16 protein-coding genes and 1 tRNA gene are annotated in these 18,875 nt (G+C 64.3%); 6 read left to right on the forward strand and 11 right to left on the reverse strand.

What is annotated here, in order from left to right; genetic code table 11:
* Positions 1-112 precede the first annotated feature (112 nt).
* The 9 genes from ACO07D_RS18350 to ACO07D_RS18390 form a co-directional block, all read right to left on the reverse strand.
* Entirely contained in the window at positions 113-433 is a 321-nt protein-coding gene (locus ACO07D_RS18350) for a hypothetical protein (protein ID WP_421704375.1), read from the reverse strand.
* 105 nt (positions 434-538) lie between these two features.
* Entirely contained in the window at positions 539-2,548 is a 2,010-nt protein-coding gene (gene rpoD / locus ACO07D_RS18355) for an RNA polymerase sigma factor RpoD (RefSeq protein WP_421704376.1), read from the reverse strand.
* Between the two features lie 151 nt (positions 2,549-2,699).
* The gene (gene dnaG / locus ACO07D_RS18360; protein ID WP_421704377.1) at positions 2,700-4,664 is read right to left on the reverse strand and encodes a DNA primase; all 1,965 of its coding nucleotides are present in this window, start codon (positions 4,662-4,664) and stop codon (positions 2,700-2,702) included.
* Between the two features lie 88 nt (positions 4,665-4,752).
* Positions 4,753-5,253, reverse strand: coding sequence for a sarcosine oxidase subunit gamma (locus ACO07D_RS18365; protein WP_421704378.1), 501 nt, complete (start codon positions 5,251-5,253; stop codon positions 4,753-4,755).
* A 28-nt stretch (positions 5,254-5,281) separates the two neighbouring features.
* Positions 5,282-8,227, reverse strand: a complete 2,946-nt coding sequence (locus ACO07D_RS18370) for a sarcosine oxidase subunit alpha family protein (RefSeq protein WP_421704379.1) — start codon at positions 8,225-8,227, stop codon at positions 5,282-5,284.
* A 2-nt stretch (positions 8,228-8,229) separates the two neighbouring features.
* Positions 8,230-8,493 carry a sarcosine oxidase subunit delta gene (locus tag ACO07D_RS18375; RefSeq protein ID WP_421704380.1) on the reverse strand — a complete coding sequence of 88 codons (264 nt, stop codon included), beginning with the start codon at positions 8,491-8,493 and terminating at the stop codon, positions 8,230-8,232.
* 3 nt (positions 8,494-8,496) lie between these two features.
* The gene (locus ACO07D_RS18380; RefSeq protein WP_421704381.1) at positions 8,497-9,000 is read right to left on the reverse strand and encodes a hypothetical protein; all 504 of its coding nucleotides are present in this window, start codon (positions 8,998-9,000) and stop codon (positions 8,497-8,499) included.
* Positions 8,978-10,231 (reverse strand): sarcosine oxidase subunit beta family protein, encoded by a 1,254-nt coding sequence (locus tag ACO07D_RS18385; protein ID WP_421704382.1) that lies wholly within the window; start codon positions 10,229-10,231, stop codon positions 8,978-8,980. The genes ACO07D_RS18380 and ACO07D_RS18385 overlap by 23 nt, the downstream gene beginning before the upstream one ends.
* Positions 10,232-10,413: 182 nt before the next feature.
* The gene (locus ACO07D_RS18390) at positions 10,414-11,001 is read right to left on the reverse strand and encodes a TetR/AcrR family transcriptional regulator (protein ID WP_421704383.1); all 588 of its coding nucleotides are present in this window, start codon (positions 10,999-11,001) and stop codon (positions 10,414-10,416) included.
* Positions 11,002-11,363: 362 nt separating this feature from the next.
* On the opposite strand from ACO07D_RS18390, the gene ACO07D_RS18395 reads away from it, so the two are divergent.
* Positions 11,364-11,654 (forward strand): hypothetical protein, encoded by a 291-nt coding sequence (locus ACO07D_RS18395; RefSeq protein WP_421704384.1) that lies wholly within the window; start codon positions 11,364-11,366, stop codon positions 11,652-11,654.
* Between the two features lie 80 nt (positions 11,655-11,734).
* Positions 11,735-13,021, forward strand: coding sequence for a homoserine dehydrogenase (locus tag ACO07D_RS18400; protein WP_421704385.1), 1,287 nt, complete (start codon positions 11,735-11,737; stop codon positions 13,019-13,021).
* 116 nt (positions 13,022-13,137) lie between these two features.
* Here the strand turns inward: ACO07D_RS18400 and ACO07D_RS18405 are convergent, their stop codons facing one another.
* Positions 13,138-13,638 carry a hypothetical protein gene (locus tag ACO07D_RS18405; RefSeq protein ID WP_421704386.1) on the reverse strand — a complete coding sequence of 167 codons (501 nt, stop codon included), beginning with the start codon at positions 13,636-13,638 and terminating at the stop codon, positions 13,138-13,140.
* 476 nt (positions 13,639-14,114) lie between these two features.
* Here ACO07D_RS18405 and glpX point away from each other — a divergent pair, with 476 nt between their 5' ends.
* The 4 genes from glpX (at position 14,115) to ACO07D_RS18425 (ending at position 17,557) form a co-directional block, all read left to right on the forward strand.
* Positions 14,115-15,086: a class II fructose-bisphosphatase gene (gene glpX / locus ACO07D_RS18410; RefSeq protein WP_421704387.1), complete on the forward strand. Its 972-nt coding sequence runs from the start codon at positions 14,115-14,117 to the stop codon at positions 15,084-15,086.
* The gene (locus ACO07D_RS18415; protein WP_421704388.1) at positions 15,086-15,661 is read left to right on the forward strand and encodes a cysteine hydrolase family protein; all 576 of its coding nucleotides are present in this window, start codon (positions 15,086-15,088) and stop codon (positions 15,659-15,661) included. Before glpX ends, ACO07D_RS18415 begins: the two co-directional genes overlap by 1 nt.
* Positions 15,654-17,408, forward strand: a complete 1,755-nt coding sequence (gene recJ / locus ACO07D_RS18420; protein WP_421704389.1) for a single-stranded-DNA-specific exonuclease RecJ — start codon at positions 15,654-15,656, stop codon at positions 17,406-17,408. Before ACO07D_RS18415 ends, recJ begins: the two co-directional genes overlap by 8 nt.
* 74 nt (positions 17,409-17,482) lie before the next feature.
* Positions 17,483-17,557, forward strand: a tRNA-Glu gene (locus tag ACO07D_RS18425).
* Between the two features lie 121 nt (positions 17,558-17,678).
* Here ACO07D_RS18425 and ACO07D_RS18430 read toward each other — a convergent pair.
* A complete protein-coding gene (locus ACO07D_RS18430) occupies positions 17,679-18,824 on the reverse strand; it encodes an acyl-CoA dehydrogenase family protein (protein ID WP_421704390.1) in 1,146 nt (381 codons plus the stop codon).
* Between the last annotated feature and the right edge of the window lie 51 nt (positions 18,825-18,875).

Raw genomic sequence — 18,875 nt, forward strand, 5'->3', positions numbered from 1 at the left:
GAGGTTTGCCTCCGGCAAAACGGGGCGGTCGGGCGCTGCCCGGCGGTGCCGCCGGGCGGGACGATCATCAGGCTACAATCATGCCCCCAGTGACCTAACTCACGTACCCATACTAGAGCTTTGAAATGGCTTCGGAGATTGCGTCAATACATACGGCAGCCTCCTCCGAGTCGTCCCCTGCCTCTTTCACTAGGGCCTTTGCGCCCTCCAGTATCTCTTTGACCTCGAATACCGTCTTTGCACCAACATAAGGGCCCGGAGGGGGAAGTTTATCTTCTGCCAATGGGGTGGCACTCGGGTAGTCGCAGTTTCCAGTCGATACCTCCGCCACGCGGCCTCCATTGACACCAAAGAAAGACGCGATGTCATGTTGCTTGTCGCCTCGCGCCAGCATCCCTTTGACGATTTGCGTTTCTCTATAAGAAAAAGCCATCTCAATCTCCTCTCAGCTAATGCGAGTCAGAGATGGGGTCACTCAACCCAGAGTCAAGTTAACAAATACCTCAAACAAAAACGCCCCCTTGCGGGGGCGCTTTGATCACTGATCCAGGAAACTCCGCAGCTTGCGCGAGCGGCTCGGATGTTTCAACTTCCGCAGAGCCTTCGCCTCGATCTGACGGATGCGTTCGCGGGTGACCGAGAACTGTTGGCCCACCTCTTCCAGCGTGTGGTCGGTGTTCATGCCGATGCCGAAGCGCATGCGCAGCACGCGTTCTTCGCGCGGGGTCAGGGAGGCCAGCACGCGGGTTGTCGTTTCCTTCAGGTTCTCCTGAATGGCCGAGTCCAGCGGCAGGACCGCGTTCTTGTCCTCGATGAAATCGCCGAGCTGGCTGTCTTCCTCGTCGCCGATCGGCGTTTCGAGTGAGATCGGCTCCTTGGCGATCTTCATCACCTTGCGCACCTTCTCGAGCGGCATTTGCAGCTTTTCGGCCAGTTCCTCCGGCGTCGGCTCGCGGCCAATTTCGTGCAGCATCTGGCGACCGGTGCGCACCAGCTTGTTGATCGTCTCGATCATGTGGACCGGGATACGGATCGTGCGGGCCTGGTCGGCGATCGAGCGGGTGATCGCCTGGCGGATCCACCAGGTCGCGTAGGTCGAGAACTTGTAACCGCGGCGGTATTCGAACTTGTCGACCGCCTTCATCAGGCCGATGTTACCTTCTTGAATAAGATCAAGGAATTGCAGGCCCCGGTTGGTGTATTTCTTGGCGATCGAGATCACCAGGCGCAGGTTCGCCTCGACCATTTCCTTCTTGGCCTGGCGTGCTTCCTTCTCGCCCTTCTGGACCTGCTGCACGATGCGGCGGAATTCGGGGATGTCGACGCCGACATATTGGCCGACCTGGGCCATGTCGCCGCGCAGACCTTCGATCTTGTCGGTCGAACGTTCGATCAGCGCCTGCCAGCCACGACCCGGTTTCTCGGACATGCGGTCCAGCCAGGTCGGGTCCAGTTCGTAGCCGCGATAGGCCTCGATGAATTCGCGACGGTTGATGCGGGCCTGGTCGGCCAGTTTCACCATCGAGCTGTCGATCGACATGATGCGGCGGTTGATACCGTAGAGCTGGTCGACCAGCGCTTCGATCCGGTTGTTGTGCAGATGCAGTTCGTTGACCAGCAGCACGATCTCGGCCCGCAGTTTCTGGTACTCGTCTTCCTCGCGCTTCGAGAAACTGTCGTCCTCGTTCAGCGTGGCGGACATGCGCAGGTCCTGCATTTCGGACAGCTTGGTATAGTCGCGCGCGATCAACTCCAGGGTCTCCAGGACCTTGGGCTTCAGCGCCGCTTCCATCGCGGCCAGCGACATGTTGGCCTGTTCGTCCTCGTCATCCTCGTCGTCATCCTTGGCAATCGGGTTGCCATCGGCGTCGAGCTCAGGGCTCTCATCCTTCTTCTCGGTCTTGCCAGCGGCGGCGTTGGTGTTGGCGGCGCCGTCCAGCACGCTTTCCTCTTCCTCGTCGTCATCCTCCATCTGGTTGCCGAAAGTGGCGTCCAGATCGATGACGTCGCGCAGAAGAATGTCCTCGGACAGAAGTTCGTCGCGCCAGATGGTAATGGCCTGGAAGGTCAGCGGGCTTTCGCAAAGGCCCGAGATCATCGTGTTGCGGCCGGCCTCGATGCGCTTGGCGATCGCAATCTCGCCCTCGCGGGACAGCAGTTCAACCGAGCCCATCTCGCGCAGGTACATGCGCACCGGGTCATCGGTGCGGTCGAGTTTCTCGGTCTCGGCGCCCGCCAGCGTCACATCACGCCCGCCCTGGGCGGTGGTGGCAACGGCGGTGGTCTTCTGGTCTTCTTCGGCCTCTTCGGCCTCTTCATCCTCGATGATGTTGATGCCCATTTCGCTGAGCATCGACATCACATCCTCGATCTGGTCGGTCGAGACCTGATCGGGCGGCAGAACCTGGTTCAGCTGGTCGTAGGTGATGTAGCCTTTTTCCCGGGCCTCCGCGATCATCTTCTTGACCGCGGCCTGGCTCATGTCGACCATCGGTTCGTTTTCCTGGTCGTCGTCCTTGCGGTCGTTGGCGGTGTCCTTGGCGGCCATGCGGCTCTCCTTGGCTAGATGTCGGTCGCGGGTGCGGTCGGCTGCACGAATCAGTGATTCGAATTGACGAATCATTTCCGTCTTTCACTGATTCGCCAAGTCGATAATCCCCATTTCGATTTAGCCCTTGTTTTCCTGTGACCAAAGCGCCCTATCCCCGGTGCTTGGGCTTGGAAAAATCGAGCTTGCTGAGCAGCGCGTCGAGCTCGCGGCGTTCCTCACGATCCATCAGCGCGCCATTGTCCCCCACGTCGAAGACGGACTTGTCCTCGCCCTCCGAGCGGATCGCGCGATTGCGTGCCTCGGCGGCCTGGGTCAGGCGCCAGGTCAGGCCCTCGTCGGCCATCGCTTCGATATCGTGCATCGCGTCGTCTGTCTCGGCGCGGGCGCCCCGGATCGCTTCGAGTTTGGCGAGCTCTTCGGTCAGGCAGGTCAGGACCATTTCGGCATCGTCCGGGTGTCGGATCGCGGGTGCAATGCGTACGTGGCTGGGCGCAAAGAGTTTTTCAAGGGCTCCGGGGGCGATTTCATCGATTTTTTCGCGCAGCGCCTCTGCCCCTTCCTGGGCGTGGCGCAGGATCAGGTTCTGCAAGACCTGGTGGTCGGGCGTAGACATATGGGTGCGTTCGAAGGCGCTTTCGACCTCGCCCAACATGTCGGGCCGCGTGACCAGCACCGCCAGGATCACCCCCTCGCGCAGCAGGTCCGCATTGTCCCCCGCTGCCAGGGCCGAGCCCTTGGTCGATTGCTGCACCGGTGCGGGCCCCTTGCGCCAGGGTCGACGCTGCCCCCCATCCGGGCGTCCGCCCTGCCCGGAGCCACCGCCCCGATTGCCGCGAAACAGCTCCCAGCGCAGGTCCTTGATGGCCAGCCCGTAATGTTCGCGAATCGACGGGTCCTGAATGCGCGAAATCACCTGTCTCAGCTGCTTGTCCAGCGCCGCGCGGCGTTCCGGGCTGTCGAACACCTTGCCCTCGGTCTCGCGCTGCCAGAGCAGCTTGACCATCGGCATCGCCGCGTCGATCAGCGCCTGCATGGCCCCCGCCCCCTGCGCCTTGATCAGGTCGTCAGGGTCTAGGCCTTCGGGCATGATGGCAAAGCGCACGCTCTTGCCCGCTTCCAGCAGGGGCAGCGCCAAGTCGATTACCCGCATCGCAGCGCGCAAACCGGCCGTATCGCCGTCCAGAGCAATGATCGGCTCATCGGCAAAGCGCCACATCAGGCGCAGCTGGTCTTCGGTGATCGCGGTCCCCAGAGGCGCGACGGTGGCGCCGAACCCGGCCTCGGACAGGGCTATGACGTCCATGTAGCCTTCCGCCACCAGCAGGGGCTGCCCCTTGCCGGCCGCTTCGCGCGCGGGACCGTGGTTGTAGAGGCTGCGCCCCTTGTCGAACAGCTCGGTCTCGGGCGAGTTCAGATACTTGGCGTTGTCATTCGGGTCCATCGCCCGGCCACCGAAGGCAATGCAGCGCCCGCGCGCGTCGCGGATCGGGAACATGATGCGGCCGCGGAACGTGTCATAGGGGTTGCCGCCCTTGCGACTGGGTTTCGCTAGCCCCGCACCCAGGATCAGGTCCTCGGGCACGGATTTGCCTTTGAGGTGATCCCACAGCCCCTGCCAGGCGTCAGGGGCGAAACCGATCTCCCACCGCTCCTGCGCGGCTTCCGACAGGCCCCGCCCGGCAAGGTAGTCGCGCGCTGCAGCGCCCGCCCCGGTCTTCAACTGCAGGCGGAAGAACTGAACCGCCTGTTCCATGACATCCGCCAGTTGGGTGCGCCGGTCGGCCTTCTGCTGGGCTTGTGGATCGCGGGCGGGCATCTGCATCCCGGCCTCACCCGCCAGGATTTCGATCGCTTCCATGAAGGACACATTCTCGGTCTCCTTCACGAAGGAGATCGCATCGCCCTTCGCGTGGCAGCCGAAGCAGTAGTAAAATCCCTTGCGATCATCGACGTGGAAGCTGGCGGTCTTTTCCTGGTGGAACGGGCATGGTGCCCACATGTCGCCCTTGCCCTGGTTCGACTTGCGCTGATCCCACATGACCTTGCGCCCCACGACCTGAGACAGGCTCGTGCGGGTGCGAAGCTCATCAAGGAAACCGGGCGGCAGGGACATAAGGCACTATATCGTCAAGCGCTCCGGTGAAGTCCAGCGCCGACAAGAAAATTCGAATTTTCTTGGCAAAATTCTTCGAAGAATTTTGTCAGCCGCGCGCGGCCACGCCGGTCATGGCCTGGGTCAGCTCATGCACCGCCGTTTCCGCCATCGAACGAAACACCATGATTTCAACCACTTCCGCACCGGTACGGGTCAGCGACATGTTCATATGCCCCAACTGACTGCGCGCCGTATGGCCGCGTTTGAAGACACCTTCGCGCAGGTCCAAGGGCGTCAACCGCGCCAGAATCTCGCGCCAGCCTGCCCCGTCGAGCCTGAGCACCGCCCAGGCGTCCGACTGATCGGTCATGGCGAAGGCCTGCGCCAGCTTCGCATCGGGGTCGGGCCCGATCAGCATCGCCTGTCCGCGCCCGGTCCAAACCGCCCGTGCGGTGGCCTTTCCAGTTGCGCGGTTCGGAGCGGGGAACGCCATCCCGTGGGTCTGTTTCAACACCTCCAGCGACGCGCCCTTCAACGGCGAAAGAGATGTAATCGCCCCCGGCAGCACCTCCGACAGGGTCACCGCGCCGATCGTCTTCGGCGCCATCCCCCGGCAAGGGGTCATTTCCACCAGGCTAGCCACGCACGCGCCCTCCCTCCGGGTCGAAGAAGACCGGGTCGCAGACCTCACAGATCGCTTCGACATTTCTGACATGATCGACCAGGCGCAGGCGCTCCCCGTGGCGTGCCCGCCCGTTCTTCAGGAACCCGAGCCCCAGGGTGGTGCCCAAGGTCGGCGAGAACCCCACCGAGGTCACATAGCCCTGATCATTCACCCGCACAGCCTCGTCGCCTTCATTGAACAGATGCGCCCCGGCGGTCAGCTGTTTCACCGCCCCCACGGGTTTCAGACCGACAAGCTGTTCGCGCTCCGGCCCCGACAGGCCCGGTCGCGAGGCCGCCGCCTTGCCGATACAGTCCTTCTTGGCGGACACCATGCGGCCCATGCCGATATCATCCGCCGTCACCCGCCCGTGGATTTCCGAGTGGGTGATGAATCCCTTTTCGATGCGCAGCACGTTCAGCGCCTCCATCCCGTAAGGCCCACCACCAAAGGCTGCGGCCTGAGACAGCAGGAGCCGCCAAAGCCCCTCGCCATAGCGCGCAGGCACGGCAATCTCATAGGCATGTTCGCCCGAGAAGCTGATGCGGAAGAGCCGTCCTTTGACGCCCGCGACCGAGACCTCGCCACAGGCCATGAAGGGCCAGGCCTCCGGGTCCAGCGGCTGATCCAGCACCGCGTCCAGCAGATCGCGGGACTTCGGCCCGGCCACGGCGAATTGCGCCCATTGTTCGGTGGTCGACACCAGGTGCACGTCCCAATCGGGCTTCAACACCTGCGCCACGAACTCCAGATGCGCCATGACCTGGCCCGCCGCAGCCGTGGTGGTGGTCATGACGAAGTGGTTTTCCCCGAACCGCGCGGTGGTGCCATCATCCATGACATGACCATCCTCGCGCAGCATGAGCCCATAGCGCACGCGCCCGACCTTGAGGGTCGAGAACATGTTTGTATAAACGAAATCAAGGAATTCCGCGGCGTTCTTGCCCTGGATATCGATCTTGCCAAGGGTGGAAACATCGCAGATCCCGACCAAATGGCGCACCATGTTCACTTCGCGATCACAGCTCTCGCGCCAGGTCTTTTCGCCCTCCACCGGGAAATAGCTGGGGCGATACCACAGCCCGGCCTCGATCATTGGCGCCTTGGCATCGACCGTGGCCTTGTGCGAGGTCATGAACCGCTCTGGCGCAAAGCCCTTGCCGCGTGCTCCCGCGCCCATGGCAGCAATGGAGACCGGCGTGAAGGGCGGCCTGTAAGTCGTTGTTCCTGTTTCCGAAATACCTCGTCCGGTCGCATCCGCCAGCACCGCCAGCGCGTTCACGTTCGAGTTCTTGCCCTGGTCCGGCGCCATGCCCTGGGTGGTGTAGCGTTTCATATGCTCGACGCTGGAGAAGTTTTCCATCGCGGCCAGCTTCACGTCCTTTACGGTCACGTCGTTCTGGAAATCCAGCCAGGCGCGGCCCTTGCCGCCCGCGCAATGCCAGAGCGGCGCAACCTCGTAAGGCTTGTCTTCCGCCGACGGCATTTCGACGGAAACCTCCTTCTTCCCAAGCACATAGAGCGCATCGTTCGCAGCTTCTATACCGCTGGCAAGCGCACCGAAGGTGGTAAAGACACCCGAGGCCGCGCCAACGGCCTCCAGCCCTGGGACCATGTTGGATTTCGGCACGAAGGCCTGCTTCTCGTCGTCCCAGACAGGGCGACCATTCATGTGGCAAGCCAGGTGCAAGGTCGGGTTCCAACCGCCTGAGATCGCAAGGCAATCCGCCTCCAGATTCTGTCGACCAGATTGCGTTTGCACGGTCACGCCAGAGAGCGCCTTGCGTCCCTTGGTGTCGATGACCTGCGCGCCGGTGTAGACCGGGAAATCCCCCATATTCCATCCGGAGACCTGCGCGTCAGGGCGGCTGTCCACCAGCGCGGCCACTTCGACCCCGGCGGCCACCAGATCGCGCGCGGTTCGGTGGGCGTCGTCATTGTTGCCGAAGACCGCGACGCGACTGCCCGCCAGCACGCCGTAACGATGCAGATACCCACGCACAGCGCTGGCCATCATCACCCCCGGCCGGTCGTTATTGGCGAACGCCACGGGGCGCTCCAGGGCGCCCGCCGCCAGGATTGCGCGGCGCGCGGTGATGCGCCAGAAGCATTCCAGAGGCAGAAGGTCGGGGTTTTCCAGATGCAGCCCCACCCGTTCCAACGCCCCATAGGTGCCACCGTCATAGGCGCCGGTCACCGTGGTCCGGTTCATAAGGCGCACATTGTCCATCATACTGAGCTCGGTCATCACCTCGTCGACCCAGACCGGGCCAGGCTTGCCGCCCACCTCCTCGGCCTCCGATTGCAGACGGCCACCGAAGTGCTTTTCTTCTTCGCAGAGAATCACGTCCACGCCCGCACGCCCCGCGGTCAGCGCCGCCATTAGCCCGGCCGGACCGGAACCGATGACCAGCAGATCGCAATGGGCAAAGGCCTTTTCCATCGGCGCCGTGTCATGTTCCATCGACAGCGCGCCCAGACCGGCGGCACGGCGGATCATCGGCTCATAGAGCCGCTCCCAGAACTTCGCGGGCCACATGAAGGTCTTGTAGTAGAACCCAGCCGAAAAGAACGGAGACATCAGGTCATTCAGTCCCAGCAGATCGGATTCCAGCGAGGGCCACGCGTTCTGGCTGCGTATCTCCAGCCCGTCATGGATCTCTTGCACCGTGGCGCGCACATTCGGGGTCTGTGCCGCACCGTGCCCGGTGGTCACCAGCGCATTGGGTTCTTCCGAGCCCGTGGTCATAACGCCGCGCGGGCGGTGGTACTTGAACGACCGCCCCATCAGGCGCACGCCATTGGCCAGCAGCGCTGAGGCCACCGTGTCGCCCTTGAACCCGACGATGCCGCGTCCGTCGAAGCTGAACCGCACCGGTTTGCTGCGGTCAATGAGGCCCTTGCCCTGTACGCGCATTCTCAGCTCTCCCCGCCCCGCTCGCTTGCCAACCGGCTGCCCAGCACCGCATGATCGCGGTTGTCCCGCGTCACCACCAGCCATGCGCCACAACCGGCGCCATGCCACCAGAGTTCCTCCTGCGGGCCCGCAGGGTTTTCGCGCAGGTGGATGTAATCGTTCCAGGCGTCGCTCCACCCTTCATCCGTGGGGCGGTCGAGCGCGACGCTCTTATAGGTGAACTCGCGATGATCACGTTCCCCGCAAAGGGGGCAATGCAGGCGCATGGTCTACTCCCAACCGCAATGCGGCCCCGAAGGCCGGTAAAGACGATATGTCACGAACTGACCGGGCGCCTCGGCAATGTCCAGCGCCCCACCACAGCCATCGGTGTTGCCGATCAACAGATAGTCAGTGCGGAATTCCAGCATGTCTTCGTCGAGCCGGGTGATTTCTAGACTTCCGCCATCGCATTCCACCGCGCAACGCCAGCCCGCCTTGGCGGTCTTGTCGGCGTAGCAGAGCAGGAACTGCACCAGTTTCTGCCCGCCGAGTCCTTGGCTGGCCGCGTGGCCCTGGTTGGCCGCCACCACCACCATATCGGCCGTGGCCGAGGTTCCGTCAGCACCGGGGAAGGCCCCGAACATGATCTTTTCCACCACCTGGCCCGGTTGGCCCATCAGGTGGTCCTTGTCATAGGCGCGGGTCCAGCAGCCGTCGAGGTCCGCCGCAAACGCAGGCGCCCCCATCAGAACCCCAGTCAGGGCCGCCTTAATGTAGGTTATGTTGCGCACCGGTTCCCTCCTCGTCCATGAGGCCACGACCGGTATCGAACCGGTCGAGACGGAGTTTCGCGGCGCTGTCATGCGGCTGGCCCGTGGCAAGAAGATGGGCCGTGGCCCAGCCAGAGCCAGGCACCGCCTTGAAGCCGCCGTAACACCAACCGGTGTTCACGATCAGCCCCTCGATGTGACAGGTGTCGATGATGGGGGATCCGTCCGGCGACATGTCCATGATACCACCCCAGGAGCGCAAGACACGAGATTTTCCGATCGCGGGCATCAGGGTCATGGCGGCCTCCATCACATGTTCGGCCATGGGAAGGTTTCCGCGCGCCGCGTAGGAGGGGTAGAAATCGAGGTCCCCGCCGAAGACCAACCCGCCCTTGTCGGACTGGCTGATATAGAAATGCCCCATGCCGAAGGTGACCACCGTGTCGAGCGCGGGTTTCAGCCCCTCGGTGACAAAGGCCTGCAAAACGTGGCTTTCAATCGGCAGGCGCATGCCCGCCATGGCCGCGACCTGGCTCGACCGGCCCGCCGCGACCATCGCGACCTTCCCCGCGCGGATCGGGCCGCGGGTGGTCTGCACGCCGGTGACGCGGCCATTTTCCACGTCGATCCCGGTCACTTCGCATTGCTGGATCAGGTCGACGCCGCGCTGGTCGGCGCCGCGCGCATAGCCCCAGGCCACCGCGTCGTGGCGCGCGGTGCCGCCACGTTTGTGATAGAGCCCGCCATAGACCGGAAAGCGCACATTGTCGAAATCCAGGAAGGGCACATGCCTGCGCACGCCTTCGCGGTCCAGAAGGATCGCGTCATCGCCCTGGTTGACCATGGAGTTCCCGCGCCGCGCCGCATAGTCGCGCTGCCCGTCCGAGTGGAACAGGTTGATGATCCCGCGCTGCGAGTGCATGACGTTGTAGTTCAGTTCCTGCTCGAGCCCTTCCCAGAGGCTCAGCGAGTGCGAGTAGAATTCGGAGTTGCCCGGCAGGTTGTAATTGGCGCGCACGATGGTGGTATTGCGCCCGACATTGCCGCCGCCCAGATAGCCGCGCTCCAGCACCGCGACATTGGTGATGCCGTGTTTGGCAGCCAGGTAATAGGCCGTCGCCAGCCCGTGACCGCCGCCACCGATGATGATGACATCGTACTCGGATCTCGGCTCCGGACTGCGCCAGGCCTTCTCCCATCCTTTGTTGCCGGTGAGCCCCTGTTTGAACACGGCCCAGGCAGAATATCGCATGTCACGTCCCTCCGAGTCGCGCCCCGTGTCACGGTCGAGTGAACCGTGCCTTGAGCGGATTATCAAGCGGGGGCTTCGTGCAGAGAATGCCGGTTCGCGACGAAATGTGTCGGTTTTAAGCGCTGCGCTTCAATGGGTCCGTCACCTTCAGGCTCCGATTTTTGCGAACCGCACCAAGCCCCTCATGCCCCGACGGAGCGGCGTACCATGTCCCAGTAGATCGCCTCGATCCGGTCGGGCGACAGGCGGCCACCTTCACGGTACCAGGTGTTCACCCCGGTCAGCATGGCAATGACCGCCCAGGTGGCGAGCTTCGTATCGGGCACGGTGAATGCGCCCGCCTCCGCTCCTGCACGCAGGATGTCTTCGAGCCCATCCTCGTAGCGGCGGCGCAGCTGTTCGATCTTAGCAAAATTGTCCGGCTCCAGGTTGCGCAGCTCCATGTAGGCGATGAATACCGCATCGGGGCGATCAAGATGGAAGCGGATGTGGAAACGGGTAAAGGCTTCGAGCCGTTCGGTGGCGCTGCCGCCCTTGGGTTCGGCGACCCAGGCCTCCAGCAGCTCCTCCATATGACTCTTCATCAAATCGAAGAGCAGGCTTTGCTTGTCCTTGGTGTAGAGGTACAAGGCGCCGGCCTGCACCCCCACTTCGCTCGCGATCTGGCGCATGGAAACGGCAGCGAAGCCGTGGCGCGCGAACAGGCGCAGGGCGGCGTCGCGCACCCTGGGTCCGGTGATTTCGCTGTGGGATCCGGTCTTTCTGGCCATGGGATCATGGTAACTGAACGACCGTTCAAATCAACCCGTTGCGTATTTTTCCGGTGGCGCTCCCGCCCGCCGAGGCCGCCTGACGGCATCCGCGGCCGTTGGGCATGGCTCATGCTATCGCATGAGCCTGGGCGCACCATGGCGGCGGGCGCGGCAGAACATTCGGCAGCATCGGGCCTGCCATGCCGTGCACCGCGACGTCCGCAGGACGAGCGCCCCGCCTAGCTGGGGCCCGAGCCGCAGGCGAGGCCAAGCCCTTCTCCGCCACCAACCGAACATCGCCGGAATCCCGCTTGCCCCTGCCCGCGCCGCAGCGTTATGGTCCGGGCGACATGCAACCCTCGACAGAAGGCCGGAAATCAGTGCGCCAGATCATTGTGATAGCCTGCCTGGGACTGGCCGTCGGTTGTTCGGACGCGCCGCGGCTGGATCCAACCCTGTCCGCACGCGCCCGCGATGCGGCTTATCCGGATCTGGTGCCGCTGGGCCCGCTGCTTGCGGGGCTTTCGGCGGCACAGGACGACTTCGGAACCGGCACGCTCACCGCCCGCGCGGCCGCCCTGCGGGCCCGCGCCGCCCGCCTACGTGGCGACGTCGTGGACGCCCCTGCCCGTGACCGAATGCGCGCAGCCGTCGCCCGGCACGCCCGATAGGGCGCTCTATACATTGCACCCCCTGCCCGCTTTGGGTAACAGACCTCCGAACAAATCAGCCAAACCCACGGGAGAGCGACATGACCCAACCCCTTCGCCTTGGCATTGCCGGACTGGGCACCGTCGGTATCGGCGTGGTCAAGATCGTCAAGAAACACGCGGCCCTTCTGGAGGCGCGTTCCGGGCGTCCGGTCACGATCAGCGCGGTATCTGCGCGCACCAAGAACAAGAACCGCGACATCGACATCTCGGGCTTTGCATGGGAGGCCGACCCGGTAGCCCTTGCTACCCGCGAGGACGTCGACGTCTTTGTCGAGCTGATGGGCGGCCATGACGGCCCTGCCAAGGCCTCGGTCGAGGCCGCCATTGCCGCTGGCAAACATGTGGTCACCGCCAACAAGGCCCTGCTTGCTCATCACGGCCAGGAACTGGCCGCCGCCGCCGAAGCCAAGGGCGTGATCCTGCGGTTTGAGGCCGCCGTCGCGGGCGGCATCCCGGTGATCAAGGCCCTGACCGAAGGGTTGGCGGGCAATGAAATCGACCGCGTCATGGGCGTGATGAACGGCACCTGCAACTACATACTGACCCGGATGTATGATGCCGACCTGCCCTATGACGTGGTGTTCGAAGAGGCCAACCAGTTGGGCTATCTCGAGGCCGATCCGAACCTGGACGTAGGCGGGATCGACGCGGGCCACAAGCTCGCCCTGCTGGCCTCGATCGCCTTCGGAACCCAGGTGAATTTCGACGCGATGGAGCTGGAAGGCATCCAGCGCATCCAGATCGCCGATATCGAACACGCTGCCGACATGGGCTACCGCATCAAGCTCCTGGGCGTGGCGCAGATGACCGGCCGCGGGCTGGAACAGCGCATGTCGCCCTGCCTGGTGCCGGCAAGCTCACCCCTGGGCCAGCTGGAAGGCGGCACCAACATGGTGGTGATCGAAGGCGACAGCATCGGACAGGTGGTGTTGCGCGGCCCCGGTGCGGGCGAAGGACCGACCGCCTCGGCCGTCATGGGCGACGTGATGGACCTGGCGCGCGGCTTTGCCGTGTCGACCTTCGGCCAGCCCGCCGACACCCTGCGCCCCGTGCGCGGCGTGAAGGCCACCAAATCCGCGCCCTATTACCTGCGCATGACGCTTCTGGACAAGCCGGGTGCCATGGCCAAGGTGGCCTCGGTCCTGGGCGACGCGGGCGTGTCCATCGACCGCATGCGCCAATACGGGCACGAGGACAAGACAGCGCCTGTGCTGATCGTCACCCACAAGACCACCCGCGACAGCCTGGACGTGGCACTGACGGGGCTCGAGGAGACCGGTGTGGTCGAAGGCCATCCGGTGGCAATCCGGATCGAAGAGGTCTGAGGGCGCAACGCGCGCTTTAGCGCAATTCCAAAGAAACAATCGCCCGCGCAAGGAGTTGCGCGGGTGTTGTCGTTCGACCTTCCCCGAACACTCCTGGATTGATCGACGGTTTCCCTTCAGTCCCAGGCTTGCCTGATCTTGTCGAACCTGTCCGAAATCAGGAACCTGTCGATCCGCCAATCCCCGTCGGGTCTGGTTGCGTCCCATGCGAGGTAAAGGGACTGCCCCTCCGCACCGATAAAGGTAATGATTTCCGAGACGAACCGCTCGGATATCCTCTGACTCATGATCGTTGCGCAATGAGAAAACCCCTCTGGAATGGCATCCTCAAGCCTCTCCACAGAGTTTTGCATCGGTTCATCCGTGCCGACCGATGGGGCAACATGACGTTCCGCAAAGTCAAAGAACTCGCGGTAGCGTGCGTTGAGAAAATCGGCCTTGTGCATTTCCAGGACAGGAACAGGGCTCTCCAGCGGTGCGCATCCTGTCGTTGTTTCGGCAGACGCAACCTGAAGCCCGAAAGCCAGCCCCCCCACGGCCAAGACGGACATTCGAAGCCACTTCCATAACGAGACATCAAAACGGACCAAAAGAACTTCCTTTCCCTCATCGAACACCAAAAGGTCCTGTGGACAATGCCGACCCAAACCGCCTCGATCAACCCATTGCTATTTCCAGGCGATCCGAGGTTGCGAAAGCCGGTCCGCGCCTTCTGCAGACATCTCTCTGTCAAAGCGACAATCCAATGAAACGGGCGCCCCGCGTGGCTCACCGGGCTCTTCCACATCGCAACCCCTCCCGCCCACCTGGACCGCCTCGCGTCGTCCGCGGTCGTTGGGCATGGCTCATGCTGACGCATGAGCCTGATGACGCTACAGCTGCGGGCGCACCGGTATGACGCAGGTCGCAACGCCCACCAGGCCGTCCCCGCGATGGTCCCGCAGGGACAGAGCGCCCCGCCTTGCTGGGGCCCGAGCCGCAGGCGAGGCCGCTTTGGCTGCATTCGACCACCCGAAACGCCCCTTCCCGCTTGCCCCGGCGCCACGCGCGCACTAAACCGGCCTTTAACGCTTATTTGAAAGGACGTCCTCCCATGGCTGACAAAGTCGTCTTTGCCGACCGCATGCTCTCGCTCGGTCTTGCCCGTGTTTCCGAAGCCGCCGCGACCGCCTCGGCCACCCTGGTGGGCCATGGGGACGAGAAAGCCGCCGACCAGGCCGCCGTCAACGCCATGCGCGACCAGCTGAACCTCTTGGACATCAAGGGCACCGTCGTGATCGGTGAAGGCGAACGCGACGAGGCGCCGATGCTCTATATCGGTGAAGAGGTCGGCACCGGCGAAGGCCCCGAGGTGGACATCGCGCTCGATCCGCTGGAGGGCACCACCCTCACCGCCAAGGACATGCCCAACGCGCTGACCGTCATTGCAATGGCCCCGCGCGGCACCCTGCTGCACGCCCCGGATGTGTACATGGAGAAACTGGCGATCGGCCCGGGCTACCCGAAGGATGTGGTCAGCCTGGACATGTCGCCGGCCGAACGCGTCAAGGCGCTGGCCGCCGCCAAGGGCTGCAAGACCAATGACATCACCGTCTGCGTGCTGGAACGTCCGCGCCATGAGGAAATGATCGCCGACATCCGCTCGACCGGCGCGGCGATCCGCCTGATCACCGATGGCGACGTCGCCGGTGTCATCCACTGTGCCGAGGCCGACATCACCGGCATCGACATGTACATGGGCCGTGGCGGCGCGCCGGAAGGCGTGCTGGCGGCCTCGGCCCTGAAATGCATGGGCGGGCAGATGTGGGGCCAGCTGACCTTCCGCAACGATGACGAACGTGGCCGCGCGCACAAGGCTGGCATCACCGATCTGGACCGCATCTATGCCCGCGATGAAATGGTCACCGCCGACGTGATCTTCTCGGCCACCGGCGTGACCGACGGCTCGGTCGTTCAAGGCATCAAGCGCGAGCCCGGCTGGCTGACCACCGAGACGCTGCTGATGCGCTCGAAAACCGGCTCGGTGCGCCGCATGATCTACAAGAACCCGGTGAACGCGCAGTAATGGCGAAACCGCGCGCGCTGATCCTGGTGGACATCCAAGAGGGGTTCGACGCCCCCGCCTGGGGCGCGCGCAACAACCCGGGGGCCGAGGCAAACGCCGCGCGGCTTCTGAACCATTGGCGGGCCCATGGGTGGCCCGTCTTTCACATCCAGCACCATTCGACCACGCCGGGCAGCCCGCTGAACCCTGACGGCGGGGCGGTTGATTTCAAACCCGAAGTCGCGCCGTTGGACGGCGAGCTGGTGCTGCGCAAACAGGTGAACTCCGCCTTCATTGGCACCGGGCTCGAAGCCCGCCTGCACAGCCTGGGCGTGAGCCACCTGGTGATTTGCGGCCTGACCACACCGCATTGCGTCTCCACCACCACCCGCATGGCCGCCAACCTGGGTTTCCGGGTCGAGCTTGTGCATGACGCCTGCGCGGCGGTGGCCGCCAATGGCGACGCCTCCTGGCGCAGCGGCGGGGATCTGGACCCGGAGCTGATCCACCAGGCCGCGCTTGACCAGCTGCATGGCGAGTTCGCCTGCGTGATCTCCACCGAAGAGGCGCTGACCCCGGGACCGCACCATGAGTGATTTCCTGAACGTTTCCAGCTCGCTGACCGGTCGCCGCTGGGTCGGGTTGGACATCGAAACCCAACGCGCCGCCGAGGCGATGGCCCAGGCCACCGCCCTGCCCGCCCCGGTCTGCACCGTGCTGGCCCGGCGCGGCGTGCCTGCCGAAGAAGCGCAGAGCTTCCTGGAACCCACCCTGCGCGATCTGCTGCCTGATCCGCGCGGGATGAAGGACATGGAAGCAGCCGCCACCCGCACCCTGACCGCCCTCGATAAAGGCGAGCGCATCGCCATTTTCGCCGATTACGACGTGGACGGCGCGACCTCGGCTACGCTGCTGATCGACTGGTTCCGCCAGGCAGGCCAGCGCGTCACGCTCTATATCCCCGACCGGATCGACGAGGGCTACGGCCCCAATGTGCCCGCGATGGAGGAACTGGCAGCGAACCACAGCCTGATCATCTGTGTCGACTGCGGCACGCTCAGCCACGAGCCCATTGCCGCCGCCCGCGCCAAGGGCGCAGATGTGGTCGTGCTGGACCACCACCTGGGCGGCGAGACCCTGCCCGATGCGCTGGCGGTCGTGAACCCCAACCGCCAGGACGAGGCGGACGCGCCCGGCTACCTCTGCGCCGCCGGGGTGGTCTTCCTGATGCTGGTCGAAATGGGCCGTCAGCTGCGCGAGGCGGGCAAACCCGGTCCAGACCTCATGTCCATGCTGGACCTTGTGGCGCTTGGCACCGTCGCGGATGTGGCCCCGCTGGTGGAGGCCAACCGCGCCTTCGTGCGCCAGGGGCTGAAGATCATGGCACGCCGCGCGCGCGTGGGGCTGGTCGCGCTGGCGGATGTCAGCCGCATGAACGAGGCGCCGAAACCCTATCACCTGGGCTTCCTGCTGGGGCCACGCATCAATGCAGGCGGACGGATCGGCCAGGCGGACCTGGGCGCGCGGCTGCTGGTGACACAGGACCCGCACGAGGCCGCCGCGCTGGCCGAACGACTGGACCAGCTGAACACGGAACGGCGCGAGATCGAAGACGCCGTGCGCCAGAACGCTCTGGCCCAGGCCGAAGCGCGCGGGCTCGAAGCCCCCCTGGTTTGGGCCGCCGACGACGGCTGGCACCCGGGCGTGGTCGGCATCGTCGCCTCGCGCCTAAAGGAAGCCACCAACCGCCCGGCCGTGGTGATCGGCTTTGATGGCGAAGACGGCAAGGGCTCGGGCCGCTCGATCTCCGGCGTCGATCTGGGCGCCTCGATTCAGCGCCTGGCTGCCGAGGGGCTGATCCAGAAAGGCGGCGGGCACAAGATGGCCGCGGGCCTATCCCTGTCGCGCGACCAGTTGGAACCGGCGATGGAGCGCCTGTCGGAACTGCTGGCAAAGCAGGGATCGGGTGACGCGGGACCTGCCGACCTGAAACTCGACAGCCTGCTCATGCCCGGCGCGGTCACGCCGGAACTCATTGAACAGATCGAGGCAGCCGGCCCCTTCGGCGCAGGCGCGCCCGGGCCGCGGTTTGCCTTCCCGGACGTGAAGATCCATTTCACCAAAAGGGTCGGCACCGGGCACCTGAAAGTCACCTTCGGCGACGGGCTGTCCGCGCGCCTGGATGCCATCGCCTTCGGCGCCTTCGACACCGACCTCGGCCCGGCGCTGGTGGGTCATGACGGCGCCCGTTTCCACCTGGCAGGCCGCCTTGAGCTGAACGTCTGGCAAGGCCGCGTCAGCCCGCAATTGCGCCTTGAGGACGCCGCACGCGCCGAGGCGTGAGTTTTTCGCGCCCAAGCGCAAAATCCCTCTTGCACCCCTCGCGCCTTTTGCCTAGAACCCGCTCACCACAGCGTGGCCCGTTCGTCTATCGGTTAGGACGCCAGGTTTTCAACCTGGAAAGAGGGGTTCGATTCCCCTACGGGCTGCCACTTCCCCCCAAGTCGAGACTTTGTGCAGCAGACAGACGCGATGCGCTTTCCTGCATGCCGATGTGAAAAGGGCCTTGCAAGGTTTCCCCCACAAGGCCCTGTAATTCCCCTGAAAAATCGGTCAGAGACTGTCCGGATTCGCCAGAATATCCCGCGCAATCACCAGGCGCTGGATGTCGCTGGTGCCTTCATAGATCTGGGTAATGCGCGCGTCACGGTAGATGCGCTCGACCGGGTGGTCACGCAGGTAGCCATAACCGCCATAGGTCTGGATCGCCGCCGAACACACTTCCTCGGCGATTTCCGACGCGAACAACTTGGCCATCGACGCCGCGCGCAGTGCGGGCTGGCCCGCATCCTTCACCCGCGCCGCATGCAGCACCATCTGGCGCGCCGCTTCGACCTTGGTCGCCATATCGGCCAGGCGGAAGCTGACGGCCTGGTGCTTGGAAATCTCGACGCCGAAGGCCTTGCGCTCCTGCGCATATTCGATCGCCAATTCCAGCGCCCGGCGCGCCATGCCGACGGCCTGGGAGGCGATGCCGATCCGCCCCGCTTCGAGGTTCGCCAGCGCGATGCGGTAGCCCTCGCCTTCCGCGCCCAGCAAGTTCTCAGCCGGTACGCGCATGTTCTCAAACGACAGCTGGCATGTGTCTGAGCAGTGAATGCCCAGCTTCTCCTCGACCCGCACGACCTCGTAGCCGGGCGTGTCGGTCTCGACGATGAAGGCGCTGATGCCCTTGGACCCGGCGGCCTTATCAGTCACGGCGAAGACGATGATCATGCCGCCCTGGCTGCCCGAGGTGATGAACTGTTTCGACCCGTTCAGCACGTAGTATTCGCCATCGCGTACCGCCGTAGTGCGCAGCTGCGAGGCGTCCGAACCCGCCTGCGGTTCGGTCAGGGCAAAACCGCCGATCCATTCGCCAGAAGCCAGTTTCGGCAGGTATTTCTTCTTCTGTTCCTCGGTGCCGTATTTCACGATCGGCCCGCAGCCGACCGAGCTGTGCACCGACAGGATGGTCGAACAGGCGCCGTCGCCGGCCGCGATTTCCTCGATCACGCTGGCGTAGGTCACGGTGTCCAGCGCGATGCCGTCGTAGTCTTCGGGCACGACCATGCCCAGAAAGCCCAGCTCGCCCATCTCGTTCAGCACTTCGCGGGGGAACTCACCGGTGCGGTCACGCTCCTCGGCGCCCGGCCACAGCCGGTCACGAGCAAATTGGCGGGCCATGTCGCGAATGGCGGCTTGGGTTTCGTCCAGCATGGAGGTCTCCTTCGGTGATCCGGCGCGGATGTGCTTTGGCGTCATGATAGA

This window comes from Aliiroseovarius sp. (assembly GCF_965228805.1).
GTDB lineage: Bacteria > Pseudomonadota > Alphaproteobacteria > Rhodobacterales > Rhodobacteraceae > JASBTN01.